Annotated in this window: 21 protein-coding genes and 1 pseudogene; 10 read left to right on the top strand and 12 right to left on the bottom strand. The window is 41.7% G+C overall.

All coding sequences use genetic code 11. From position 1 onward, the window contains the following. Window positions 1-23 precede the first annotated feature (23 nt). The 4 genes from ACRQ5D_RS30490 to spt all read right to left on the bottom strand — a co-directional run bounded on the left by ACRQ5D_RS30490 (window position 24) and on the right by spt (window position 4,794). Window positions 24-1,346 (bottom strand): inositol-3-phosphate synthase, encoded by a 1,323-nt coding sequence (locus ACRQ5D_RS30490; RefSeq protein ID WP_090526349.1) that lies wholly within the window; start codon window positions 1,344-1,346, stop codon window positions 24-26. 33 nt (window positions 1,347-1,379) lie between these two features. Then, entirely contained in the window at window positions 1,380-2,366 is a 987-nt protein-coding gene (locus ACRQ5D_RS30485; protein WP_432327614.1) for an NAD-dependent epimerase/dehydratase family protein, read from the bottom strand. Then, window positions 2,363-3,481, bottom strand: a complete 1,119-nt coding sequence (locus ACRQ5D_RS30480) for a GNAT family N-acetyltransferase (RefSeq protein WP_091162131.1) — start codon at window positions 3,479-3,481, stop codon at window positions 2,363-2,365. The genes ACRQ5D_RS30485 and ACRQ5D_RS30480 overlap by 4 nt, the downstream gene beginning before the upstream one ends. A gap of 104 nt (window positions 3,482-3,585) precedes the next feature. After that, window positions 3,586-4,794 (bottom strand): serine palmitoyltransferase, encoded by a 1,209-nt coding sequence (gene spt, locus ACRQ5D_RS30475; RefSeq protein ID WP_090526354.1) that lies wholly within the window; start codon window positions 4,792-4,794, stop codon window positions 3,586-3,588. Between the two features lie 372 nt (window positions 4,795-5,166). On the opposite strand from spt, the gene ACRQ5D_RS30470 reads away from it, so the two are divergent. The 4 genes from ACRQ5D_RS30470 (at window position 5,167) to ACRQ5D_RS30455 (ending at window position 11,863) form a co-directional block, all read left to right on the top strand. Continuing rightward, window positions 5,167-6,519 (top strand): TolC family protein, encoded by a 1,353-nt coding sequence (locus tag ACRQ5D_RS30470; protein WP_432327611.1) that lies wholly within the window; start codon window positions 5,167-5,169, stop codon window positions 6,517-6,519. Between the two features lie 54 nt (window positions 6,520-6,573). Next, entirely contained in the window at window positions 6,574-7,749 is a 1,176-nt protein-coding gene (locus tag ACRQ5D_RS30465) for an efflux RND transporter periplasmic adaptor subunit (RefSeq protein ID WP_413318104.1), read from the top strand. Between the two features lie 74 nt (window positions 7,750-7,823). Beyond that, a complete protein-coding gene (locus ACRQ5D_RS30460; RefSeq protein ID WP_091162135.1) occupies window positions 7,824-11,000 on the top strand; it encodes an efflux RND transporter permease subunit in 3,177 nt (1,058 codons plus the stop codon). Between the two features lie 401 nt (window positions 11,001-11,401). Beyond that, window positions 11,402-11,863: a hypothetical protein gene (locus ACRQ5D_RS30455; RefSeq protein ID WP_431198670.1), complete on the top strand. Its 462-nt coding sequence runs from the start codon at window positions 11,402-11,404 to the stop codon at window positions 11,861-11,863. A 275-nt stretch (window positions 11,864-12,138) separates the two neighbouring features. Here ACRQ5D_RS30455 and ACRQ5D_RS30450 read toward each other — a convergent pair whose 3' ends face one another. Then, window positions 12,139-13,332, bottom strand: coding sequence for a pyridoxal phosphate-dependent aminotransferase (locus ACRQ5D_RS30450; RefSeq protein ID WP_176844328.1), 1,194 nt, complete (start codon window positions 13,330-13,332; stop codon window positions 12,139-12,141). Between the two features lie 93 nt (window positions 13,333-13,425). Here ACRQ5D_RS30450 and ACRQ5D_RS30445 point away from each other — a divergent pair, with 93 nt between their 5' ends. The 4 genes and pseudogenes from ACRQ5D_RS30445 (at window position 13,426) to ACRQ5D_RS30430 (ending at window position 16,710) form a co-directional block, all read left to right on the top strand. Beyond that, window positions 13,426-14,400 carry a cation diffusion facilitator family transporter gene (locus tag ACRQ5D_RS30445; RefSeq protein WP_091162900.1) on the top strand — a complete coding sequence of 325 codons (975 nt, stop codon included), beginning with the start codon at window positions 13,426-13,428 and terminating at the stop codon, window positions 14,398-14,400. After that, a complete protein-coding gene (locus ACRQ5D_RS30440) occupies window positions 14,400-14,840 on the top strand; it encodes an NUDIX domain-containing protein (protein ID WP_091162137.1) in 441 nt (146 codons plus the stop codon). The genes ACRQ5D_RS30445 and ACRQ5D_RS30440 overlap by 1 nt, the downstream gene beginning before the upstream one ends. Beyond that, window positions 14,837-16,101, top strand: a pseudogene (bioA, locus tag ACRQ5D_RS30435) (adenosylmethionine--8-amino-7-oxononanoate transaminase). Before ACRQ5D_RS30440 ends, bioA begins: the two are co-directional and overlap by 4 nt. 3 nt (window positions 16,102-16,104) lie before the next feature. Next, window positions 16,105-16,710 carry a hypothetical protein gene (locus tag ACRQ5D_RS30430; RefSeq protein ID WP_218134323.1) on the top strand — a complete coding sequence of 202 codons (606 nt, stop codon included), beginning with the start codon at window positions 16,105-16,107 and terminating at the stop codon, window positions 16,708-16,710. 114 nt (window positions 16,711-16,824) lie between these two features. On the opposite strand, the gene ACRQ5D_RS30425 is transcribed toward ACRQ5D_RS30430, so the two are convergent. The 6 genes from ACRQ5D_RS30425 to ACRQ5D_RS30400 all read right to left on the bottom strand — a co-directional run bounded on the left by ACRQ5D_RS30425 (window position 16,825) and on the right by ACRQ5D_RS30400 (window position 22,016). Next, window positions 16,825-17,070 carry a hypothetical protein gene (locus ACRQ5D_RS30425; RefSeq protein ID WP_432327607.1) on the bottom strand — a complete coding sequence of 82 codons (246 nt, stop codon included), beginning with the start codon at window positions 17,068-17,070 and terminating at the stop codon, window positions 16,825-16,827. Window positions 17,071-17,072: 2 nt separating this feature from the next. Beyond that, window positions 17,073-18,722 carry an LTA synthase family protein gene (locus ACRQ5D_RS30420; RefSeq protein WP_431198668.1) on the bottom strand — a complete coding sequence of 550 codons (1,650 nt, stop codon included), beginning with the start codon at window positions 18,720-18,722 and terminating at the stop codon, window positions 17,073-17,075. A 42-nt stretch (window positions 18,723-18,764) separates the two neighbouring features. Further along, the gene (locus tag ACRQ5D_RS30415; RefSeq protein ID WP_091162144.1) at window positions 18,765-19,409 is read right to left on the bottom strand and encodes a DUF4412 domain-containing protein; all 645 of its coding nucleotides are present in this window, start codon (window positions 19,407-19,409) and stop codon (window positions 18,765-18,767) included. Window positions 19,410-19,488: 79 nt separating this feature from the next. Further along, complete coding sequence (locus ACRQ5D_RS30410) at window positions 19,489-20,073, bottom strand: hypothetical protein (RefSeq protein ID WP_431198667.1); 585 nt, start codon at window positions 20,071-20,073, stop codon at window positions 19,489-19,491. Beyond that, window positions 20,046-21,590 carry a ComEC/Rec2 family competence protein gene (locus ACRQ5D_RS30405; protein WP_431198666.1) on the bottom strand — a complete coding sequence of 515 codons (1,545 nt, stop codon included), beginning with the start codon at window positions 21,588-21,590 and terminating at the stop codon, window positions 20,046-20,048. Before ACRQ5D_RS30405 ends, ACRQ5D_RS30410 begins: the two co-directional genes overlap by 28 nt. Window positions 21,591-21,680: 90 nt before the next feature. Further along, window positions 21,681-22,016 (bottom strand): MerR family transcriptional regulator, encoded by a 336-nt coding sequence (locus ACRQ5D_RS30400; protein WP_091162148.1) that lies wholly within the window; start codon window positions 22,014-22,016, stop codon window positions 21,681-21,683. A gap of 102 nt (window positions 22,017-22,118) precedes the next feature. On the opposite strand from ACRQ5D_RS30400, the gene ACRQ5D_RS30395 reads away from it, so the two are divergent. Both ACRQ5D_RS30395 and ACRQ5D_RS30390 read left to right on the top strand, forming a co-directional pair. After that, window positions 22,119-23,999 (top strand): transglutaminase-like domain-containing protein, encoded by a 1,881-nt coding sequence (locus ACRQ5D_RS30395; RefSeq protein ID WP_432327604.1) that lies wholly within the window; start codon window positions 22,119-22,121, stop codon window positions 23,997-23,999. After that, window positions 23,996-26,245 (top strand): hypothetical protein, encoded by a 2,250-nt coding sequence (locus ACRQ5D_RS30390; RefSeq protein ID WP_432327602.1) that lies wholly within the window; start codon window positions 23,996-23,998, stop codon window positions 26,243-26,245. Before ACRQ5D_RS30395 ends, ACRQ5D_RS30390 begins: the two co-directional genes overlap by 4 nt. Window positions 26,246-26,341: 96 nt before the next feature. Here the strand turns inward: ACRQ5D_RS30390 and ACRQ5D_RS30385 are convergent, their stop codons facing one another. Beyond that, window positions 26,342-26,542, bottom strand: coding sequence for a hypothetical protein (locus tag ACRQ5D_RS30385; protein WP_091162154.1), 201 nt, complete (start codon window positions 26,540-26,542; stop codon window positions 26,342-26,344). Window positions 26,543-26,836 lie beyond the last annotated feature (294 nt).

Genomic DNA, 26,836 nt, shown 5'->3' with positions numbered 1-26,836 from the left:
GACGGTATTTGGTAATTTAACGATTATTCGGTCGCGAACATGTCGTCATAGTAATCCAAACCAAGGTGGGTGATCAGGTCTTCGCCCATCAGGTAACGAAGGGTATTCTCCAATTTGATCAGTTGTTTAAAGATGTCATTTTCTGCATGTAAACCCGGTGCAGTTTGAGGCGATTTCAGGTAGAATGACAGCCATTCCTGGATACCGCTCATACCAGCACGTTTAGCCAGATCGCAGAAGATAGCCAAATCAAGCGCGATAGGCGCAGCAAGTATTGAGTCGCGGCAAAGGAAGTTGATCTTGATCTGCATTTTGTAGCCCAACCAGCCAAAAATATCGATGTTATCCCAGCTCTCTTTGTTATCACCATGCGGAGGGTAGTAGTTAATACGGATCTTGTGGTAGATGTTACCATAAAGTTCCTGGTTATCTTCCGGTTTGAAGATATCTTCCAATACACCCAGTTTTGATACTTCTTTAGTTTTGAAGTTATCCGGATCATCAAGAACCCAGCCATCGCGGTTACCCAAAATGTTGGTCGAGAACCAGCCGTGCACACCTAATGAACGTGCTGCCAAACCTGGGGCCAATACTGTTTTCATTAAAGTTTGACCTGTTTTGAAATCTTTACCAGCAATTGGAGTTTTGGTTAATTTTGCCAGTTCGATTAATGCAGGGATATCAACTGTTAAGTTAGGGGCGCCGTTAGCAAAAGGAACGCCTAATTTTAAAGCCGCGTAAGCATAGATCATGCTTGGAGCGATCAGCTTGTCGTCATTTTTCAAACCTTCCTCAAAAGCGGCTAATGACTGGTGTACAGCAGATGCTTCATAATAGATCTCGGTTGAACCGCACCATACCAACACAACCCTGTCAAGACCATTAGCCTCTTTAAAGTTTTTGATATCTTCCATTACCTGCTCGGCAAGTTCAAGCCTGGTTCCGGTTTTAACGTGGGTGCCATCAAGGTTTTTAGCGTAGTTTTTATCAAACGCGGCTTTCATTGGCTTTATAGCTTCCAATTCGGCTTTAACCGAATGTAAAAGTCCTGCTTCCAGTACCTGTGCGTTTGAGGCTGCTTCAAATACGTTATCTTCATAAACATCCCAACCGCCAAATACGATGTCGTTTAAATCGGCTAAAGGAACAAATTCTTTAATTTTCGGGTTACGGTTTTCGGTTCTTTTTCCTAAACGTATGTGGCCCATTTGAGTAAGGGAGCCAATTGGCTGCGAGATGCCTTTTTTAACGGCCTCTACGCCGGCAATTAAGGTAGTTGCTACTGCGCCTAACCCGGGGATCAGGATGCCAAGCTTACCTTTAGCAGGTGTAATGTTGATTTTCATTTATGTTACTATTATTTATTTCAAATTAATCGGCTAAAGCCATTTGTTGGCTTTATACCATTTTAGCGTTTCGGCCATGCCGTTTTGCAGATTGTATAAAGGATAAAAACCCAGGTCGGATTTAGCTGCTTCAATATCGCAATTCCAGTTAATGGCGGTCAGTTCATTAAGCTTTTCTATATTCAGCACCACAGCTTTGTTGCTCAAAGAACTTATTTTTTCAGATACTGCTGCAATCATTTTAACAAAATTTACAGGCAGATGAAACTTTAGCGTTTTTAGCATTAATACATCTTTGGTGATGGTGCCTAACTCATAACGGTTATAAAAATTACCATCGCTCAGATTATATGTCTTGTTATTGCCACCGTATAAAGCCTTGATACTTGCTTTGGCCAGGTCTTTAACATATATAAAGCTGAGCTTTTGCTGCGCCCTGCCTATATAGGGCTCAATGCCCTTCACTATCTGTTTAAAAAATATAAATATGCCGGTGTCCCTCGGTCCGTAAACCGCGGTTGGTCTTAGTATGGTATAATTCAGGCCGCTCACCGTTTTTAATTTCTGTTCGGCAAGCAATTTGCTCCTGCCGTATGCTGTAACCGGATGCGGAGGAGTTGCTTCGGTTATGGTGCCGGTTAGCGTATTAAGCGGCCCAACTGAAGCCAGGCTGCCAATAAGTACAAACTTTTTTAAATCAGGGCAAGCTTCATAAGCCGCCGAAGCAAGGTTATGGGTATATGTTGCGTTGATCCGGTTATATTCGGCTTCGGAGCGGGCACTGGTTACACCTGCCGCGTGGATGATATAATCGGGCTTTATTTCTGCCAGTTGCTTCTTTAGTGTTTCTTTATTGTTAAACTCGGGGTAGATATATTGAATGTCTAATTCCTTAAGGTGATCAATTTTGCTGCTTTTGCGTATAGCTATAAAAACCTCCAGGTTGTTTTGAAGGGCTTCTTCAATTAAATGATATCCAACAAATCCGCTTGCACCGGTTATTAAAACCCGTTCCCTCATATCGCTTTTTGATATAACCTGTATTTTTTATAAGGATCGCCTTTTATGGCTTCAATGGCACGGTTCATCATATCATTGTTCTCCAGTGTCCAGCCGGCTTCGGCATGTTTATAACCCTTGGCCTTATATTCCCTTATAATGGTGCCGTATAAGCAGGCTTCAATGCCCATTTTACGATAATCTTCAATAACGCCTAAGGCATAAATACGGATGCCGGTGATGCTTTTTTTGCCGAACAATAATTTGAAAATGCCGGTGGGCAACAAACGGCCGCGTTTTATTTTTTTGAAGATATCGTTATAATCGGGAAGGGCCAGGCCAAATGCAACTATCTTGCCACGTTGCTCGGCAACAATAGCAAAATCAGGATCAAGGATCAGTTTAAGATCTTTGGCCAGGTAATCGTATTCTTCATTGGTTAGTGGCACAAAACCGGTGTTTTTGTCCCAGGCCGAGTTATAAACGTCGCGAAGTTTTGCAGCCTCTTCCTTAAAATTTTTAAGGTTGATCTTGCGGATAATGATATCGTTGCGTTTTAACCGATCTTCAAGCGCGTTTAATAACCTTACCGATTTATCATCATAGGCTTGTCCTTCCCAATGCCATCCAATCAGGTCAACATCTTTTTTAAAGCCAAAATGCTCAACCAGGTCGGCATAATACGCAAAATTGTAGGTGTTCATCAGGAATGGTGAACTATCAAATCCCTTTATTAATAAGCCACAGGGCTCATTTGTTGAAAAGTTGGTAGGGCCTAACAGTTTACCGGTAACGCCTTTTTCTTTAAGCCATTTGGTAACGGTTTCAAAAAGCAGGTTAGATATCGCGGTGTCGTTAATACAATCAAAAAAGCCAAAAAAGCCATCGTTAACATGGCTGTATTCGTTATGCCCGTTATTAAGGATCGCGGCTATCCGGCCAACAATTTTATCGCCATTATAAGCTAAAAAGGGTTGTACGGTATTGTGTTTATGGAAGGGGTGTTTGGTTAAGAGGTCCCTTTGGGCAATAAACAACTCAGGAACATAGTAAGGATCGTCCTTGTACAGGTCATGCGGGAAATCAATAAATGAAGCCAGTTCTTTTTTTGATTTAACCGTTACTATTGTAATCATGTGTGGTAAATGATTGAATAAAGCAAATTGGTATGCTTTAAAATAAAAAGTGCATTTAGCTTACCTTAATTAAAAAGCAGCTAAATGCACCTCAGGTTTCTTCATTATATTTTTTCTTTAACAGAAGCGGTTACACCAACTTCTTTAAAGGCTTTTGACAGTTTTTCAACGGCTTCGTCAATTTGCTCAAAGGTATGGGTAGCCATCAATGAGAAACGAAGCAGTGACGAATCGGAAGGAACGGCAGGGGATACAACCGGGTTAACAAATACACCAGAAGCTTGCAGGTGTTTGGTAACCGCGAAAGTTTTTTCGTTATCACGAACGTAGATCGGCAAAATAGGGCTTTCGGTAGGGCCAAGGTCAAAGCCTTCTTCCAGTAAAAGCTTCATGGCATAATTGGTGTTATCCCATAATTTTTCGATACGCTCCGGTTCTGATTCAATGATATCTAATGCTGCAATTACGCTGGCTACAGAGCCCGGAGGCATACTCGCGCTAAACATCAATGAACGCGCGCGGTGTTTGATATAATCAATAGTGTCCTGGTCGCTGGCAATAAAACCACCTAACGATGCTAATGATTTACTGAAAGTACCCATGATCAGGTCAACTTCATTGGTAAGGTTAAAGTGTGAGGCGGTACCTGCACCTTTATCACCAATTACACCAAGGCTGTGGGCATCATCAACCATGATATTGGCACCATAAGTATCGGCAAGCTCAACGATTTTAGGCAATTTAACAATGTCACCTTCCATGCTGAAAATACCGTCAACAGCGATAATCTTCACGGCATCTTCAGGAAGTATGCTTAATTTGCGCTCCAAATCGGCCATATCGTTATGAGCGTACTTGATCACTTTTGAAAACGACAGGCGGCTGCCGTCAATGATGCAGGCATGGTCATACTCATCAAGTATGATATAATCATTCCTGCCGGTAACGCACGAAAGCACACCAAGGTTAACCTGGTAACCTGTGCTGAATAAAACAGTAGCTTCTTTGCCTACATAGTTAGCAAGCCTGTTTTCAAGCTCAATGTGGATATCAAGTGTACCGTTCAAAAAACGTGAACCGGCACAGCCAGTACCATATTTGTCAATTGCTTTTTTTGAAGCTTCTTTGATTTTTGGATGATTGGTAAGGCCTAAGTATGAGTTAGAACCAAACATTAATACCCGCTTGTTGTCAATAATTACCTCAGTGTCTTGTGCAGACTCAATAGGCCTGAAATAAGGATATAACCCTCGTTCACGCAGCATATTTGCTACTTGAAACTGAGCGATTTTCCCATGTAGTTTTTTAACCATGTATATTAACTCTGCTTAAATTTTGTGTAAAAATACCATGAATAAGCATATAACTTATACGGTGTGTGTAAATTTTTTTAAAATAATGCCTATTAACGTATCAATACTACTTAAGAAGCACACAAATTCTTACACGGCAAATTAATTAATTTTTTTGTTTATATCGAGCCTATTATTTTCATTTTTTTGTCAAAAGCCCAAAAAGCTGATACTATCCCGTGTTTTTGTAATTTTTTACGTAAAATTCTTGTTCGTGATTTTAAATTAGTAATATTAATTACATATTCGCATTCCCCGTAACAATCCTGCACTAATTATAAAATTTTTTCTTATAATTTTTGCCTGATATACATTGTTATTTATGGCTACCCTATGAAAAAACACAAGTACTTTTTGGCGCTTCTTGTACTTAATTTAACATTGAATTTACATAGCAATAGTTATGCCCAAACTGCCGCTGATAGTATAAGCGGACCGGTTTCCCTAAAACAGGCTATTGACTTTGCCTTACGTAACCAACCAACAGTAAGGCAGGCTTCCATTGATGAACAGATCAATGAGCGTGATATTAGAATTGGCCTGTCGGCCTGGCTGCCGCAGGTGAACGGCTCGGGCCTTTATAATTATTACTATAAGGGCAGCCCGCAGGCTGGCGCCTCCGGTGCTAACATCCCCAGCAACGCGGGCAGTATCCGTAACCTTTCAACTCTGGGCGTTACGGCCTCGCAGGTACTATATAACAACGATGTATTTCTTGCTTCAAGAGCGAAAAGATATTCGCGCGAGTATTATAAGCAGAACACCTTGAGCAGCCAGATTGATGTAGTAAGTGATGTTAGCAAAGCTTTTTTTGATGTTTTACTATCCGGCAAACAACTTGACATCACTAATGAGGACATCATCAGGTTGCAAAGAAGCCTGAAGGATGCCAAAAGCAGGTATACCGCCGGTGTATCCGATCCTACAGATTATAAGCAGGCAACCATCGCTTTAAATAATTCACTGGCTACCCGTAAACAAACCGAAGAGGCCATCAAAAGTAAAACTGCTTTATTAAAGCAGATCATGGGCGTAGGCGCGGCTACACCGTTAAGCCTTTCTTATGATTCGAGCCGGTACGAGCAGGAGGCCAGTATTGATACTTTACAATCGCTCAATGTAAATAACCGGATCGAATACCGTTTGCTTGAAACAACAAAGGCACTCAATAATCTCAACGTAAATTACTACCGTTTTGGGTTTTTGCCTTCATTATCGGCTGTAGGGAGTTACCAGCATGCATACTTCAGCCATGATTTCGGTGATTTGTATAACAAGTCTTTCCCTACAGGTTATGTTGGTTTAACGCTGGCTGTACCCATTTTCCAGGGGACGAAGCGCCTGCAAAACCTCGCTAAAGCCAGGCTGCAGGTTGAACGTACCGACCTGGACCTGATCAATACAAAAAATAGTATTTATACGGAATATACCCAGGCACTGGCGGCATATAAAAGCAATTATACCAGCTACCAGCTCATTCGCGAAAATGTAACACTTGCAAAAGATGTATATAAGGTGGTAAGCCTGCAATACCGTGAGGGAGTAAAAACTTACCTCGACGTAATTGTATCGCAGGCAGATCTGCGTACTGCCGAACTGAGCTATTATAATGCCCTGTTCAATTTACTCAGCAGCAAAATTGACCTGCAGAGGGCTCTTGGAATCCTGCCTGTTCAGCAACCATAAGATATCGTCATAAAAAAATAAAAACTACAGCAACACACGAACAACCTATTCTACATGAAACATACATATATATATTGGTTAGCCCCTGCAGCACTTTTAACATGGGCATCATGCGGTAAACCTCAAAAGGGCGGGCCGGCGGCCATGCCCCCAACCCCAGTATACCTTGCCGACGCTAAAACAGCCGAAGCAGTATACTATGATAAATACCAGGGTATTGTGGTTTCGGTGAACACTGTCGAACTGCGCAGCCAGGTACCGGGTTTTGTAACCGGTATATTTTTTAAAGAGGGTGATGTTGTGCAAAAAGGCAAAGTATTGTATGAAATAGATAAACGCAAATACCAGGCTGCTTTTGACCAGGCCAAAGCTAATGTGCTAAGCGCCGAGGCCAATTTGGTTAAAGCGCAAAAAGACATTGACAGGTATAACATGCTGCTTAAGAGCGATGCGATTGCCCGTCAGACAGTGGATCAGGCACAGGCTACTTACGAAACTAATAAAAGCCAGGTTGCTGTAGCGAAAGCCGCGCTTGAGTCGGCCCGTACCGATTTATCATATGCCACCATTACTGCGCCTTTTACGGGGCGAATAGGGATCTCGCAGGTGAGGCTTGGAACACAGGTAGCAGCAGGTACCACATTGATGAACACCATATCGGCCGAGCACCCCATAGGTGTTGATGTGGTGATCAATGAGCAGGATATCAACCGCTTTTATGGTCTTCAAAAATCAAGTACCGACAGTACCTTTAAACTGGTGCTACCCGACGGAAGCAAATACAACAAGACAGGTAAAGTACTGGCGATTGATAGGGGCGTTAGCAATCAAACCGGCAGTATTAGGGTGAGGATCCAGTTTCCGAACGAGGATGACGTGCTTAAGGATGGCATGAGTTGTGTTTTACAGGTGCTGAACAGCCAGTCGGGCCAGCGGGTACAAATCCCTTACAAAGCAGTAACTGAGCAAATGGGTGAGTTTTTTGTTTTCGCAACAAGAGATACTGTTGTTAAAGACACAGCTGCCGATAAAACTGTTAAGGACAGGCGCGATACAATTGCAAAACAGGTGAAGGTGAAATTAGGGCCGCGTATTAACAGCGACGTAGTGATAATGGATGGCATAAAACAAGGTGATAAAGTGATTACCGACGGTTTTCAGCGTTTGCGCGATGGTGGTAGGGTCACTACCGGAACAGCCGCGCCTGCCGGAGCAGCACCCAAAAAATAAATTTATATCAACAGGAAAAATTTTAAGCCGAAGAAGGGGCGCATCTACCCTGGAAAACTTAATATAGAGAAAGAATGATCGCAGATACTTTTATAAAACGACCGGTTACCGCCATTGTAATATCCCTGGTGATATTAATAGTGGGCATCCTGTCAATATCCAGCCTGCCTATAGGCCAGTACCCTGATATTACACCTCCAACCGTGTCAGTTAGCGGTAACTATGTCGGTGCTGATGCGTTAACAGTTGAGCAAACGGTTGCTACACCGGTTGAGGTGCAGGTAAACGGCGTACCCGGTATGACCTACCTGCAAAGTAACAGCAGCAGCAACGGGCAAATGAGCATGACGGTTAACTTTGATGTTGGTACTGATATTAACATTGCAGCCCTCGACGTGCAAAACCGTGTAGGTATTGCTTTACCAACTTTGCCGCAGGAGGTACAGCGTTTGGGTATGGTGGTACGTAAACGTAATCCAAGTATCCTGATGCTTGTGGCCATGTTTAGTCCTAAAGGCACCCATGATGTTACTTTTACTGATAACTACACCAACGTATTTATAAAGGATGCTATTTTGCGTACCAAAGGAGTGGGCGACGTTGTTACACGTGCCGATGATTTTAGTATGCGGATCTGGCTTAACCCGGATAAACTTGCTGCGTTAGGTATGAGTGCTGCGGATGTAACCAGTGCCCTGCAAGAGCAAAACGCGCAGGTTGCCGCCGGTACAGTAGGTGCTACACCTCAGTTAAAAGGACAGACATTTGAGTATTCGGTTATTGTAAAAGGCCGTTTAGAGAAGCCGGAAGAATTTGGTAATGTGGTTGTTAAAACCCAGCCTAACAATGGGGGTATAGTACACTTAAAAGATGTTGCCAGGATTGAGCTGGGTAAATTCAACTACTCAGGTAACTCATTTGTTGATGGTAAAAGGGCATCTTATCTGCTGGTGTACCAGGCCCCGAACAGTAACTCGCTTGAAACTGCCGATAATGTATACGCTACTATGAATGAGCTTAAAAAGAGCTTTCCTAAAGATATAGATTACGTAGTTCCTTTTGAGGCCATAACCGTGGTAAAGGTGTCGGTAAGCGAGGTTATCGAAACGCTGGTTATTGCACTTGTACTGGTTATTATTGTAGTATTCCTGTTTTTACAAAGCTGGCGCACAACCCTCATTCCGGTACTGGCTATTCCGGTATCAATTATTGGTACGTTCATTTTCTTTATTCCGCTCAACTTTACTATCAATACGTTAACGTTGTTTGGTTTCGTACTGGCCATTGGTATTGTGGTGGATGATGCTATTGTGGTGGTTGAGGCTGTACAGCATTATATGGATGAGGAGGGTATGACACCTAAAGAAGCCACCCAGCACGCTATGGCCGATATCTCGGCCCCCGTAATAGCAATTGCGCTGATCCTGGCTGCAGTGTTTGTGCCGGTAGGCTTTGTGCCGGGTATAGTAGGGCGATTGTATCAACAGTTTGCCATCACCATTGCCATATCTGTATTGATATCAGCTTTTGTTGCGCTATCATTAACACCTGCATTGTGTACGTTGATATTAAGGCCGCATAAGATAGATGAAAGCTCTCGTGGCTTAAATAAGTTTTTCTTTAAATTCAATACCTGGTTTACCCGCGTAACCGGTAAATATCGAAACACAGTTGATAAAAGCATTAAAAACTCAAGATACATTATCATTCTGCTGGTGTGTATCATTATAGGCGCGATACTTTTATTCAGAAGTAAACCATCTGGTTTTATCCCGCTGGAAGATGATGGCCGTGTTTATATCACTTTTGATTTACCCGAGGCTTCAGCAACCGGCCGTACTGTTGATGTGTTGCACAACATGATGAGAACGCTTGATAGCGTGCCGGAAATAGCCCATTACGCGGCGTTGGGTGGTTTGAATGCCATCAGCTTTGCAAGTAAATCAAATAGTGCAACCATATTCGTGCAGTTGAAACCTTGGGATGAGCGTAAAGAAAAGTCGCAGCAGATAACAGCGCTTGTTGCACGGTTAAACCAAAAGCTCGGTAAGTATAAGGAAGCCAATGTTGTGGTGATCCAGCCACCGGCAATTCCGGGGTTGGGTAGTACAGGAGGTTTCTCGTTTATATTAGAAGAGAAACAGGCAGGTGGCGACATTAAGGTATTTGAGAAAACGCTCCGAACGTTCCTTGGCGCAATTAATCAGCGTAAAGAGATAGCAAGGGCCTTCTCGTTCTTTACTGCCAGTACGCCTGCTTACCAGTTAACGATAGACAGAGAGAAATCTAAAAAGCTTGGTGTAGCAATATCTGACGTGAACAATGCGCTGCAAACCTATTTGGGTAGTACCTATATCAACGACTTTACCATTTATGGTCGTAACTTCAGGGTAGTAGCCCAGGCCGATACCAGTTATCGTACCAATGTGCAAAACATAGGACAGTATTTTGTGCGTAATTCATCAGGAGCCATGGTGCCATTGAGCACACTTACATCATATAAGGTAATTGAAAACTCACCGTTGATATCGCACTATAACCTGTTCCGTTCGGCCGAGATTAACGGTAGTACCAAGCCGGGGTATAGTAGTGGTGATGCTATTACCGCTTTGAAAGAGACAGCCGCGCAGGTATTGCCGCAAGGTTACGGTTACGAGTTTTCGGGCCTGAGCCGTGAGGAGTTATTATCCGGGTCAAAAACGGTATATATATTTGCACTGTCAATAGGATTCGTGTTCCTGTTCCTGGCTGCTTTGTATGAAAGCTGGTCGGTACCGTTCTCTGTGTTATTGTCAGTGCCCCTGGGTGCATTTGGTGCCATATTGTTCCTTACTTTCTGGCCTGATCTTACTAACAACGTTTATGCACAAATTGGTTTGATAACGCTGATTGGTTTGGCGGCCAAAAACGCCATCCTGATCGTAGAGTTTGCCAAGGAACGTGTAGACGCAGGCATGGAATTGGAAAAAGCTACGCTCGAGGCTGTCCGGCTACGTTTAAGGCCAATCATCATGACGTCGATGGCATTTATATTAGGTGTAGGTCCGTTGATGGTTGCATCGGGCGCCGGTGCTGAAGCCCGTAAAACCATAGGCTGGACGGTGTTTGGGGGAATGCTTACTGCTACATCATTGGCTATATTTATAGTACCGGTTTTATTTTACCTGATCACTAAAATGGCTTACGGTAAGGAAAAACTTGCCGAGCTTGAAAAAAATTATGATCCTAAAAAGCACGGACCGGAGGTATAATAATTGTTAAAGTTTTGTAAAAAGAGAGGCGCAAGTCTCTCTTTTTTACTTTCCGACAGGTTTGGTATACTGCTACACCTGGCTATTTAACCATTTATGCGCTCGAAATTAGGTGTTAGTAGACACTTTTGATGCTTATGCAGGGCAGTTTTTTATAAAACTATTCATCATAAAGTATATTAAACGGTCATTATTTTGTATTGACCTCATCGCTTTAAATAATATTGATTTTCAATTATTAAGCCGTGTGTGATTGGATTAAACGCGGTTGTTTTATTGGTTTAAATAATATCCTGGATAGTGAATGATGCCAATAATGGCAAAGTATTTGTTAAGGAGGAGTTAATACAATGGAAAATTAAAAAAATCAACATTGTAGAATTTGACTAAAAAACACAACTATGAAAACAATGACTAAAATGATAGCTTCGGCGTTTACTGCGGTGGCTATCTTCATCGGAACAAATGTTAAAGCTCAAACTACACCAGCGAACGCACTACGCTTTGGGGTAGGCCTGGAAGCAGGTATCCCAACAGGTAACGCTCACGACATTTCAAAATTTGAGTTAGGCGGTACTGCTCGTTTGCAATATGGTGTAAGTAATGATTTAGCCCTTACACTTACCTCGGGTTATTACAATTTTTTTGGTAAAACCTATACTTCATCATTTTCCAACTCTACGTCAACAACTACAGTTACAGTTAAAGGCAGGTCTTTAGGCATAATTCCGGTAAAAGCCGGTATTAAAGCTTTTGTTGGCGATGGCTTTTATTTCGCAGGCGAAGTGGGTGCCGGTTTTGAAGTTCACCCACCAATTGCGGGGGTGAAAAGAATACTAAACTTATCCTTTCTCCTGGCTTAGGTTATGCCACCAAATCATGGGATATTGGTGTGCGTTATGAAAACTTCTCGGGACAAAGCAATAACTATGGCCTGGTTGGCTTACGTTTAGCTTATGGATTTGGATTGTAATTTTTAATATACTTAAACAAAAAAATCCGCTTGCCAACAGCAAGCGGATTTTTTATTTCTGAACCGGGATTTGCGGGGATTTACCGGATTTATAGGATTGATTTTGCTGTGCAGACAATTAATATCCTGATAATCCTCAAATCCTAAAAATCAAGGTTCAGTTTATTATGCCAATTTACCCAACGCTTCTTTTAACCTTCTCATAGCCTCAATCAGTTTGTCTTCGGCCGTGGCATATGATAAACGGATTGAAGAAGGATCACCGAATGAATCGCCGCCCACGGTGGCTACGTGGCCTTCTTCAAGCAGGTACAAGCTTAAATGGTCAGAGTCATTGATCACGCGTCCGTTGTAGCTTTTACCAAAGAAAGAGGTAACGTTAGGGAAAAAGTAGAACGCTCCATCTGGCAGGTTTACTTTAATACCTTCTATTTCACTCAGTAATTTATAAACAATATCACGGCGTTTTTTGAATGCGGCGCGCATTTCAAGCACACTTTCCAAACCCCCTTCGTAAGCGGCTATGCCGGCACGCTGAGTAATTGAACAGGTACCGGAAGTTACCTGGCCTTGCATTTTATCAAATGCGGCGGCCAATTCTTTAGTGCTGGCTGTGTAGCCAATACGCCAGCCGGTCATGGCAAAGGCTTTCGACCAGCCGTTGATGATAACCACACGATCTTTGATATAGTCAAATTGCGCGATAGACTCGTGTTTGTCAACAAAGTTGATGTGTTCGTAGATCTCATCGCTCAGGATATAAACATGTGGATGTTTTTCGAATACCTTAGCTAAACCTTCAAGTTCATCTTTAGTGTAAACACTGCCGGTAGGGTTACATGGCGATGAAAACATGAACAACTTGGTATTAGGAGTGATGGCTGCCTCTAATTGCTCGGGGGTGATTTTGAAGTTAGTATCAACGGTAGTGTTAATGAAAACGCTTTTACCTTCGGCCAATTTAACTACTTCACTGTATGAAACCCAGTAAGGAGTAGGGATAATTACTTCTTCGCCTGGGTTAACCAAACACAATACCGCGTTAGCGATAGCCTGCTTGGCACCTGTTGAAACAACTATGTCGGCAGCATCATAATCAAGATTGTTCTCGTTCTTCAGCTTGGCAACTACGGCTTTACGAAGTTCAGGGTAGCCTGCTACTGGTGTGTAGTAGGTAAAGTTCTTGTCCATGGCCTGCTTGGCGGCTTCCTTGATGTGTTCAGGGGTATGAAAATCAGGTTCACCAAAGCTAAGGCTGATCACGTCGACACCTTTAGCGGCAAGTTCACGGCCCAGTTTGGCCATTTTAATCGTTGCAGATTCGGACAGGTTTTGTATCCGGGTACTTAATGCGCTCATATAAATTATGTTATCGCGGCAAATATAGAAAATAACTTTACTGCTACTTACGCTTGTTATTTTTTAAATTTGCGGCCTAATACCACCCTTGCTTTGAATCAACAAAAAAGGATCATTTTAATTTCGCTTATAACGGGGATTGTGCTGATGCTGGCGAAATTTGGCGCCTACTTTTTAACAGCCTCCAATTTTGTACTTACCGATGCCGCCGAAAGTATTGTAAATGTAATTGCAAGCTCATTTGCCTTTTACAGTATCTACCTCTCGGCCCTGCCACGAGATGAAAACCATCCTTACGGCCACGGCAAGGTGGAGTTTTTTTCGGTTTTTATAGAAGGATCACTTATCGGCATTGCCGGGTGCATCATCATTGTAAAATCGGTTTACAGCTTTTTCTTTCCCAACATTATCCATGACCTGTTTACCGGTGCTATTATTATAGCGGCAACCGGAGCCATTAACGGCGTGTTGGGTTATTATATGATCCGTAAGGGCAAAGAGCTTCGTTCCATCACCCTTGATGCCGACGGTCGTCATTTGCTGGCCGATACCGTTACCAGCGTAGGCCTGGTGGTAGGTTTATTGTTAATTGAATTTACCAGGATTTTATGGCTCGATAGTGCATTATCTATATTGGTTGGCTTATATATAGTGTACAGTAGTTACAAATTGGTTCGTAAATCGGTAGGGGGATTAATGGATGAGGCAGATTTTCAGGTAGTGACCGGGATCGTGAACGTTTTAAGTGAAAAACGCCGTGAGGCCTGGATAGATGTACACAATTTGCGCGCGCAGAAATATGGACATGAGCTGCATATCGACTGTCACATGACGCTGCCCAACTATTTTGATCTGAATACAGTACATACTGAAATATCATTGGTTGATAAGATGATAAATAACGATATGGGCATAAAAACGGAGCTTTTTATTCATGCTGACCCTTGTGTACCCAATTGCTGCCACTACTGCAGTATGCCCAATTGCCCTATCCGGTCGGAAGCAAAAAACGAAACAATAGCCTGGACAATGGAAAAGGTTGTACGTAATAAAAAACACTTTGAATAATGGAATACTTTAATGTAAGGGTTTACGGTCTGCTGCTGAACGATGATGATGAATTGCTCATAAGCGATGAACAGGAATACGGTGTGCGTTTTTCAAAGTTCCCGGGCGGAGGCCTGGAACTTGGTGAGGGCCTGATTGACGGGCTTAAACGCGAGTTTATGGAAGAGTGTAATATTGAGATTGAAGTTGTAGGCCATTTTTACACCACTGATTTTGCCGTAAAATCGGCCTTCAATAATTCGCAGGTTATCAGTGTATATTATTTAGTGCGAAGCATTACTCCGGTTAATTTGAACATAAAGGCTGTTGCCTTTGATTTTGATGGGGAAGGAGAGGTGTTGCAGGCTTTTAGATGGGTGCCACTTACCGCGCTTAGTGTGGCCGACTTTGAATTTCCGACAGATAAACGTGTGGTTGAACTTTTACAGAACGAACTATGAACCTTACCGAAAGGGATTTAAAAGTAATATGGCACCCCTATACCCAAATGAAAACCGCGCAGCCGCCTGTAGGTATTGTACGTGGCGAAGGGGCACTGTTATTTGATGAAGAAGGAAAACAATACATTGATTCAGTATCGTCATGGTGGGTAAACATTCACGGGCATGCGCATCCTTATATTGCCCAAAAGGTATCAGAGCAGCTTCACAAACTGGAACATGTGATATTTGCAGGTTTTACCCATGAAGGCGCCGTTGAATTGGCGGAACGGCTGTTAGCAATTTTGCCGGCCAACCAAAAAAAGCTTTTTATTCAGATAACGGTTCAACCGCTGTTGAGGTTGCTATAAAAATGTGCCTGCAATACTGGCTTAATAAAGGCGATCAGCGCACCAAGATCATCGCTTTTAATAATGCTTACCACGGCGATACATTCGGCGCGATGGCCGTAAGTGGCCGCAGTGCATTCACTAAAGCTTTTGACAGCTTACTATTCGAGGTAGATTTTATAGATATACCCAACGTAGAAAATATAGAAAGCCTCAAATCTCAGATCTCAGATCTCAAATCTCAGACGGCCTGCTTTGTTTTTGAACCATTGGTGCAGGGCTCGGCAGGGATGATCATGTATGAGGCTGAGTATTTGAATGAATTGATGGCCCACTGTCGTGAGGAAGAAGTGATGCTGATTGCCGATGAAGTTTTCACCGGCTTCGGGCGTACAGGCAAACCTTTCGCCACGAATCATGTAAATGTTGAGCCGGATATCATGTGTTTCTCCAAAGGACTTACAGGCGGCACGATGGCGCTGGGCTTAACTACCTGTACGCAGCAAATTTATGATGCCTTTTTATCGGATGATAAGTTGAAAACCCTTTTCCACGGGCATTCGTTTACGGCCAACCCGATAGCATGTGCTTCGGCATTGGCCAGCCTGGATCTGTTTCAACAACCCGAAACGGCAGAGAACATTGCCAGGATCAAAGCCGCTCATACTGCCTTTGCCGATAAGATCCGCAATCACCCTAAAATAAAAACCGTGAGGCAAACAGGCACTATACTGGCCATGGAGTGGGAAACCGGCGATAATACCTCATACTTCAGTTCGCTCAGGGATAAGCTGTACCATTATTTTTTATCCGCGGGGATCATATTGCGCCCCCTGGGAAACGTTATTTATATTTTACCGCCATATTGCATTACTAATGAGCAACTCAGTTATGTTTACAGCAAAATTGAGCAGGCTCTTGAAGAATTATAAATTATGCTGAACAAAATACTACCTACTATAATAGCCGATAACGAACTTCATTCACGCTGGTTAAACACATTATCGTTAATGGAAAATACCGGCGCACGCAAGATTTCGGCCAGTGAAGACCCGCTTACGGTTACTTACATTATATTAAAGCACGCTGCCGAAGAGCACCGTCATGCCTTTTACCTTAAAAAGCAACTGGAAAAAACGGGTGTAACGTTACCAACCTACGCTGCCGAATACCTGCTGGCCCCGGGCTCAAGCAAGTATTATTTAAATCAGTTGGATGTGGATGTTTGCCGTTATTTAAAAAGTGAGCTGAACCTGAAAGGCGCTGAGCTCCGTTTTGCAGCTTACCTGTTGGTTACCTACGCTATTGAGGTACGTGCCGATGAACTTTATCCAATTTACCAGGATGCCCTTGACGAAGCAGGTAGCAAAGTAAACGTAAAATCGATCATTTTAGAGGAAGAAGGCCACTTGGAAGAGATGATCAACCAGCTGCAGCATTTCTCGCCCGATTGGGAACTGCACGCTCAAAAAGCTGTTGAATTTGAAACCAAACTGTTTAATCAATGGGTTGAGCAGTTGGGTAAAGAATTGGCTTTGTAAGGAATAAAAAATCTGTCATTGCGAGCGTAGCGCGGCAATCGCACTGAAGCTGAACGGCTCTGTATAGCTACGACATTGCTTCGTCGTTCCTCCTCGCAATGACATGAATAAACTTTAATACCCCATATACTCCGTAAACACCTGCTGCAAATAAGCTTTACCACAAGCAATCGCCGCTTCAGTAGCATTTTTATCAGCATTTGGTTTGCTGTTATAGATCATGGTGCGGCCGGCGTTATCATATGAAACAGCCTGCCCCGGCTGCATAAAACCGAACCCATTATCCCAATCAAAAAAAGCAAACTCTTTACTATTGGAATTCAAGAGATCTTTCGACCACTTAAACTGATTATGTGGCATACCTAACTGAGCCAGCAGGGTAGCTGCGAGGTCTGTTTGTCCGCCCAGTTTACTGTTTTTTTACCACGATATTCGGGCTTGATCACATCGCCGAAAAACAAAAGAGGTATATGGTATTTAGCCGGGTCGTAAGCCTCGGCTGTATTACGCGGCAGGCGGTGACCGTGATCGGCCACCAGGATAAACAGTGTGTTTTTATACCAGGCTTGTTTTCTGGCCTGCTCAAAATAAGCGTTCAGGCATGAATCGGTAAAATAGGCTGTGCTTCTGAATTTATTACTTACATCAGCGTCATCATTAAAATGGTGCTTAACAGGTAGTACAAAAGGCTCATGATTGGATGATGTTTGTACATAGTTAAAGAACGGCTGTTTTTGACGGGCCAAATATTGCAGGTTTCGGGTAAGCAGGTCATCGTCATAAACACCCCATTGTGTTTTTATATGGCTGTTATCAAAGCTGGCCTCGTCGATAATATGATCGATATTATGTGAAGTCATGAACTTATCAAAATTCATATAATTACTTTTGCCACCATAAAAATAAGCGGTTTCATAGCCTGCATCTTTAAACGATGCAGATAAAGCCGGAAGTTTTTTATGTTTAAGCGTATCGCTGATTATGGTACGGATTGCCTGTGACGGGAAGCCACTCAGGAGAGCTACAATACCCTTGTCGGTACGATCGCCTGAGGCATAAATGTTGTTAAAGAACAGTCCGTTTTTAATGAACTTTTCAAAGTTTGGCGCTACGCCTTTATCTCCTCCTAATGATTCTATCACGTCGGCTGTATAGCTTTCCATTTGGATGATTACAATGTTTGGGCGGCTGATAGTCAGGATTTGTTCTGTTGAATTGCCTTTAACATTATATAATTCTTCAACGGTTTTTGCGGCCTCATCCGGGCGGTCGTATAGATAGGGATTGTAAAGCGGGCGCAAATTTTCAAATACATTGTTAAAGAGGTTCCACTCGGTGTTGAGGGCACTCTGGTTGAGGATTTGCTTTTCGGAGAAATAAGCAGAGTTCTGGCTTACCGGCTTAGCTTGCAAACCGCCGCGCATCATCACAAAGTTTACAAAAAGCAGCAATGTGGTAAGCGAAACTTTAAGGCTTGGCCGGACATCAGGCTTTTTAAACTGATAATTGATGATGAAATGAGATAGCATTATACCGGTGGCCAGTAAGGCAATCCCGATAAAAATACATTTACCCACCGGCGATGATCCACTTGATGCGATTGCTTCTGAAGGTGCGTGATAAAACGAAGTAAACACCCTGAAACTAACTTTGGTGCCCCATTCACGGAAAATATTAAAGTTAAGTACCGTATTCAACGAAATGCAGAACAAGCAAAACCAAACATATACTTTTAGCCAGATGGGTTTTATTCTAACCTTTGGGATAAACCAGTTGATGGCAAATACAAGGATGGGAATGATACAGATATATGCTGTTGCCGATACGTCAAGCCTTAAGCCCCAGAAAAACGTTTGAAGGATTTCCCCGATGCGGGCGTGATCCAGCTTGTGCAGAAAATAGATCTCAAATGTCGCTCTCGTAATTGCGAAAAAAGCGATCCAAAAGATGAAGAATCTGAAAAAGCTAAAAGGTTCTTTAACATTGGGGTAACAAAAATAGTATTTTGCCACAATGTTAAGGAACCTTTAATGAATTGTTAATGAAATATTCGATTATCTGCCGCCGCTCATAGCTTTCAGGTCATCCAGGGTGATCTTTTCAAAATCAGCAGGGATCCCGAATGTACCGGCAGGGTTTTTTTGTTCGGTAATACTTTTAACAGTAACCTCGGTGCTTTGACCTTGTGAAAATGAGGTGTATTGTACCGGGAAACCACCAACAGCGCGGTAGTATTTAGCAATAGCAGTTACAGGTACAGTAACATCATTAGTTACCCAGATATCATAAGTTTTGTTGGCTTTTGCATCTGTAGCTACCACTTTTTTGCAGTTAAAACCCGAAATAACTTTAGTTTCGGTACCGGGAGCAAAGGTAAGAGTTGGTAATGAAGCCATAGCCTGGTCAACCTCATCAGGAGTAGCAACCGCAGCTTTCTTGATAGACGCAACAGGTACATCAACCATTACAACTAATGATTTACCGTCGGCATCGGTTAATATTTTTATGGTAGCGGGCCCTGTAGTAAATTGCATAGCGGCCGAATCGGCGCGGAAATAACTTTTAGCTTCAACCTGTTGCCCCTGCATAGCCGTTGAAATAGTTACCACGCCCTCTTTGTAAGCTTTTTGGGCGTTTGCGCTGATAGCTGTTGCGGTAAGGGCAAGGCCTAAGGCAACATTGAAAATTTTAATGTTCATGTTTTGAGTTTGATTTAATGCCAAATTAATTTTTAATAATTAAAAGACAAATTTTTAGATAAGTAGTTTAATATGTTTTTCAATTAGATGCCGTTATGAACGATTTGTTACGTTTTAATATTACATAATTGCCATGCAGGGCACGTGCCTGATCAGCAATAAATTGTACGGTTTTAGGGGCATTGGTGGCATCAATAATTATATTATGATATTCGTGATTTTTATTAATAATAGCAAGCGGAATTTTAGGGTTCCCGGTTATGTATAGGTAGTCGGTTTTTTGTTTTATCGCGGATATGGTATCCGCATAATCTTTGTTCACAACAGCTATCGACCGATTTCGAAATTGAATAAAATTATCCTGTTTTCGTAAAAAGCCAGATCGGATATCCTGATTAGGTTGATACAAAGAGATGTCGTTTATTTTACAACTATCAAGATAGGGTTGGATAGAATAATGGTAGTTTTTGTCGGTATCAGTGAGGTTAGTTAGTACAATAGCACGGTTACCGTTTTTAAAGATGATCCCCATGTTTTTACGCAGGTTTAAAAAGGCGATGCTGTTGGTTGTATATGAGCGGTATGTTTTTATGCTGATACTTACAGCTAACAAAAAAATCAATGCAATACCTGCTCTCAGCAGCCATATTTTTCTATCGTACAAAAAGTAAAAAAACATATGATAATAGCATAAAGCAGCAAGTACTCGGTTGCGGTAAGCCATATTTTGTTGATGCTTGCAAAGGGCAGGTGCTCAAACCAGGCCAGTACAGCGTTCATGAGCAGGATGGTTTTTTCGAGGAGCCAGGCAAGGCCGGCAGATATAAAGGGGATTTGCGGCAATAGCAGGTAAAAGATCCCGCTATACATAATAACAGCTGTGGGAATGATAATGAACAGGTTGCTAAACAAAAAATAAACCGGGAACTGGTGAAAATAAAAAGCGCTCAGCGGGAACGTAATAACCTGTGCAGCTATTGATACCGAACACAAAGCCCATAGTTTGTCGATCCATTTATTAGAAAAAGTAAACCATTTATAAACCACAGGTTGTAAAACTACCAGCCCGGCAACCGCGAGGTATGACAATTGGAAACCTACATCCGTTATCAGCAAAGGGTTATAAAGTAATAATATAAAAGCCGATATAGCCAGGATATTTAAATTGTTGATGTACCGGTTGTAAGTTTTACCGATGATAACCGTGCTGATCATGACAGCTGCCCGGCAAACCGCGGGTGAAAAACCAGTTAACATGGCGTAATACCAGATGATAGGAATAATGATGATCGCTTTGATCACCCTGCCAGGCCCGAACCTGTTCAGGAAATTCAGCATAAATGCCAGCAAAGCCCAAATGATAGCCACATGAGCGCCGGAAACCGATAACACATGAATGGTGCCGGTTTTGGAATAGGCCTGCAACACATCTTCGCTCAAATCAGCTTTATAACCTAATATTAAGGTGGAGGCTACGGCTATAGCATTTGGATTGTGCATTTGGTTTTTTAGCTTTTCAACCATTTGTAGCCTTAGCGCCAGTGCATTTGCCATGAACATATTGCCGGCGTGTGATTGCACCAAACGGTATTGTCCCGGGTATAAAAACTCCTGGTAATAAATGTTTTGGTGTGCCAGGTACTTTTTATAGTTAAACTCGGCAGGGTTAAAAGGCGGGTCGATAGCAGTGTATTTACCGGGGACCAACAGTTCATCGCCATAAGCCATGTGCACCGCAGCACTATCTTTTATGGTGATCATCAACGTCCCGGTTGCCGGGAGGGAATGTTTTTGATTGATGTTCGCTACAACGTTTGCCGTAAAATGGATCAGCCCGTTTTTTATTTGCGGCTCATTATTAATGCGTACAAGCAGCCGTTGCGCGGGCAGCTTTGAAAAATGACCGGAATTATTAAGTTCGTTATTGTTCATGACAGCTATCCAGCCGGCAAGAAACAATAACAAGTGAATGATGATTCCGCCAAGCCACCGCCTTTTATAAACTTTAAAACGGCTGTAATAAAAATTAAGCAGCAGAAATAATATCAGCAGACTGGCAAACCCAATAGCCAACGGCATTAAATAAGCGGCAGACCTTAAATTGATCCCAACGCTTATACCCAATAAAAAAGGAATCAGTAAAATAACAACCGGGATCTCGCCCTTGTGGTTAGCGATCATATATCTTACAGATTGTTATAGCAGGTGACAGCATGGTTATAGGTTAACCCGACGGTATTTTAGAAATAAAGATAGTTTTTATGCGGAAGATTACAACTGGTCGCGTACCTCAAGCAGGAATTTTTTGAGATTTTCGAGAGAATCAATAACGCGCTGGTTATCCCTGGTATCGCCCATGTTGTTTTTAAGATGATCTTTTGCTCCGTTTAAAGTGTAGCCCTTATCACGGATGAGGTGGAAGATGATCTTAAAGTTTTCAATGTCTTCGGGGGTGAAATACCGGTTGCCTTTTTTGTTTTTCTTGGGTTGCAGAACATCAAACTCTTTTTCATAAAAACGTATAAGCGACTGATTAACATCAAACATGGCCGATACCTCGCCCATGGTGTAGTACATCTTGCTTATCTCACGTTCTTTATACGGCATAATACAAATGTATCTATTTGATTTCGGAATTGGGAATTTCGATTTCGGAATTTTCTTTGAATCTGATCCATATAATTATATATTTATGGCTCTAATAACCTTATGACTATTAAACTATTGATAACATACACGCTGTGTGTGTTATGTACTATGCGGTTAAGTGCCCTCAAAGTTGATTCGGCTGTAACCATAACCTCCTTGAAAAATGAGTTTCGGTTTAATTGGAACAGCAAAGATAACCGTGTAGAGATCATCCAGAAACTTAATAATATCTACACCAGTAGTGCTTACCAGGTTAATTACACGGTATCTGAATTTTACAACAACAATATCTCTATTGATGATATAACCTGCAAAGTTGACGGCCGCACTCCTCGCGGTTTTAAACCTGAGTATACTTATTACAGCAATAATGATATTTTTTATTCGGACGAACGGTTGTGTTACTTTACGCTCGATCTGGCAAAAAAAGGAAGTATTGGCAATGTTACTTTTGAAGAAACCGTTAATGATCCCCGCTATTTTACCAATATTTATTTTGCTGATAACCTGCCGGTCCAACAAGGCGAAGTTAGTATCGAAATTCCGCGCTGGATGAAGGTGGATATTAAGGAGTTTAATTTTAATGATTTTAATATTAAAAAAAGTACCGTTTATAACAGCAGCAATGATGCCGATATTATAACATATAAGTTTACTAATATCCCGGCAATGAAAAAGGAATTGCATGGTCCGGGCCCAACCTACGTATATCCGCATTTGCTCATCATGTGTAAATCGGCGATTGTAGGGAGTAAACAATTTACTTATTTCAATACTCTTGCCGATCTTTATGCATGGTACCACGAGTTAGTAAAGGATGTGGCCGGCGACCCCGCGCTGTTACGTACTAAAAGTAATGAGCTCACTGCAGGGTTAACTAATGATTTAGATAAAATAAAAGCCATATTTTATTATGTTCAGGACAACATCAGATATATAGCATTTGAAGATGGCATAGCAGGTTTTAAACCTGAAAAAGCCGACGAGGTGCTAAGAAAAAAATATGGTGACTGTAAGGGAATGGCCAACCTGACCAAGGCCCTGCTTGTATCTGCAGGCTTTGATGCCCGGCTTTGCTGGCTGGGTACAAAACATATTGCTTATGATTATCAAACACCCTCAATGGCAGTTGATAATCATATGATTTGCGGGTTGCCTTATAAAGGCAAAATCTACTATCTTGATGCCACTGAAACCTATATAGGTATTAATGAATATGCTGAAAGGATACAAGGCAGACAGGTTTTAATGGAAGATGGTGATAAGTATATTCTCGGTAAAATACCATACGCGCAACCTCAGCAAAATGTAAGCAGCGAAATAAGCAAACTCCATATAAATGGAGCAAGCCTTGCCGGTAAAGTGAGCAACGTTTGGAAAGGAGAGGATAAAGAAGCAGTATTAGCTGGAATAAATAGCATTAAGCATGAAAATGTCGAAGATGTTATGAAACATTATCTTGCTGCGGGTAATACCGATTATGCCATCAATAACCTTGTTTTAAGTAGTACAAGCAATGCCGACAAAGATTTAAATGCCGGGTATGATGTTGACCGTAAAAGTGGAATATCTGCTTTTGGTAAAGAGTATTATATTGATCTGGATAACCGTAAAGAGCTTTCGGGGGCTGTCATAGCTATTGATGAGCAAAAAAATGATTACTGGTTTTCAAGAAAAGATCAGATTGCAACCGAGACCGAACTCACGCTGCCGCCAGGTTATAAAGCTGCAAGCATACCGCCCGGCGTTAACATATCCAGGCCGGGGTATGAGTTTTATATCACTTACATCAGTTCGCCCGGAAAAATCACTTATAAAAAAACGTTGCTCATAAAGAACACGCTGCTTACAAAGGCAAATTTTGCGCAATGGAACCAGGATATTGAACTCTTGAATAAAGCTTACAACGAAAATTTAGTTATAAAACCTGTATCACAATGAAAAAAACATTACGTTTATTATTTTTCTTTCCTCTGTTTGCTATGACCGCGGGTGCGCAAAACAATAACCAAACCTACGCGGAAAAAGCAGCCGAAATTCAGAAGGAGGTTTGGGGGACAACCGTGCCTGAATTTGCAACCACAAAGGTGCCTGTTAATTTAAGTAATGAAAGCGCCGTGGTTTTTGCCAAATCATACAGCATGCAAAGATCGCTGACCAATAAATTTAAATTTATGATCATCACGGCGTCATCAACAACTCGGGCACTCAAGCTTACCACTTTTCACGAACGGGTTAAGATAAACGACAAATCAGCACTTGAAGATTTTTCAACTATATCTTACCAAAAACGTCTTGATGAAAGCGTACATATTTTGAGCGCTAAATTTTTCATGACACATGACACCTACATTGGGGCTAAGATCATTAAGCCAAGCGGCAAAGAAGTTGTGGTAAACACAAGCGAAGAAGTTCTGATAAAAAATGAAAAGAAAGATCAGGTGAGTAAACTTGCCATATCCGATTTGCAGGTTGGTGATATACTTGATTATTACGTGAGCACTGTCGACGTAAACGAAAATGCAAGTACCGATAATTTTGCTGATAACGATATGGTTTTTGTATTGGCCGGCGAGTATCCTGTTTTATACAGCAGCTACGATTTTCAATATTCAAAAAAAGATAATGTAAAGCATATTTGTGCAAATGGCGCCCCGCAGTTTAATATAAGTACGAACGCAGCAGGCGACCAGATATACAGTTTGAAGGTCAGAGATCAGGCCAAGTATTCCAGTGAATTTTGGACTTCCAAGTTTCGTCAGTTCCCTTATATCGAAATCAGCAGTTCACACACCATGGGTTTTGTAAAGTTTGTTTCGGGTGGTAAAGCAGGTGAAAGCGCTGCTGATAGGTTGCAGGCCAATAAGGCAATTTTTGAAGGCACTTTTACCGAACGGGACATTCCTTACTTCAGCAATGTTGTTGACCGTTTAAAAAAATATTTCGACGGCAAAAAGAACATTAAAGCTGTACCGCTTGATAGCGCTATGAAGGTGCTTTACAATATCAGGAAGGGAATGGTTTTTGGTAGTTATAGTAAGGATGATGTTGGCAAAGTTGATGAAATCAATTATCGTCGTATGTCCTCAAAGTTTAATACGGTTGTTATGAGCATGGCTTTAAATGATCTGAAAATTGATCATGACGTATTGTTGGTTTGTTCGCGTAATGCTAATACACTCGATAATATCTTTAACTATAGTGATTTTGACGCCTGCATCCGCATAAACGATACAAAGCCGCTATATATGTTTTTTGATGACGCCGCAACTCACTTTAATGAGATACCTCAACGCTTTCAGGGTGAAAAAGTGATTGTGCTTACTCCTAAGCGGGAAAGTTCAACCAAATATTCGTTTACTGAAGGTACAGCAGTTTTGCCCGTAATGCAGGCCGCTATTAATAATATAAATGAAGACATTAAGGTATCGCTTTTGCCGACCAATATGCAAAAGATAAAGATACAGAGGTTGGTTAAACAAACAGGTTTGATGAGGCATGATGATCAGTTACGTTTACTGCCGGTAGTTGATATTGATAACATCCTTATGGAATTATCTAAGAGTGAAAAGCTGGAAAAACGATTGGCAGAAAACCCCGAAACAAAAAAACTGCGTGATGATTTCAGCTACGCGTTTTCGGATGATGAGTCAAAGTCAGTAAAGAAATTTACGTCTGAAATAAAAGCCCAGTACGAGCAGGAGCCAACCCAGGTTACAGATTGTAAAATTATTAATGCCGCTCTTGATAATAGCAGTCCGGTTTTTCAGTATTCGGAATCATTTGTATTGGATAATCTGGTAAAAAAAGCGGGCAATAATTATATTATTGACGCCGGTAAACTTGCAGGATCGTTTTACAAACTGGAAGAAAAAGAACGAAAACGCACTTATGACGTGTATATGCCATGTTCCCGTAGTTTTAAATACACCATAAACATTGCTGTGCCACAGGGATATACAGCCAAAGGGCTGGAGGAAATAGCAGCAAAAAAGACTAATAAAACCGGTTCGTTTTCGTCAGAAGCAACCCTTAACGGTAATGTTGTAACTATTGTGATAACACGTGTTTACAATAATAATTTTGAAAAAGCAGAAAACTGGCCGCTCCTTAGCGAGGTGATTGACGCTTCAGCGGGATTCAACGCGCAGAAAATACTATTTGAGAAAAAAGTTAATAGCTGTTGAAAAAGAGTCCGGATACAACATCCGGACTCTTTTTCAACAGTCTCTATAATTGCACCAGCAATTATTTTTTATGTCCGCTAAATCTGTATCGTATGGCTATTTGGTTTCGCTCCAGGGTAGGGAGGAGGCTTTGCCTGCTAAAAAATCGGCTTTGCGGCTGGCCATGTCTTTAGCTTGTTGTTCAAGCACGGCATCGCTTTCATTATCTATGCGGTAATTATAGTCCAAACTATCAAGAAAAGCCAGGAGCACTCGTTTCTCCTGTTCGTTTTGAATATCAACTCTTAAAGTTTCCATAAACAAATTTACACCAAATAAGATAAATTGTTTAATTGTATCGATGAATGGGAGGGTAAATCAACTGTAATCAATAAATAAATCCGAAATCGAAAATCCGATATCCGAAATAATTGAAAATCCTATCTTATCGTCCCTTCAGGGTCTCTCGTAGAGGACCCTGAAGTCATAAATTGTGTCGATTTCAACCTTGGCCGCTTTTATTACGTGGTTTAACTTTCGCCTTTCTGTAAAACTATGAAATTGCATTGCGAATACCTCAGGGTCCTCTGCGAGAGACCCTGAGGAGACAGA

This window comes from Mucilaginibacter sp. P25, assembly GCF_050859465.1.
Lineage (GTDB): Bacteria > Bacteroidota > Bacteroidia > Sphingobacteriales > Sphingobacteriaceae > Mucilaginibacter > Mucilaginibacter gossypii.
The sequence above is the reverse complement of the archived record's forward strand: the minus strand, read 5'-3'. Positions and strand labels throughout refer to the sequence as shown.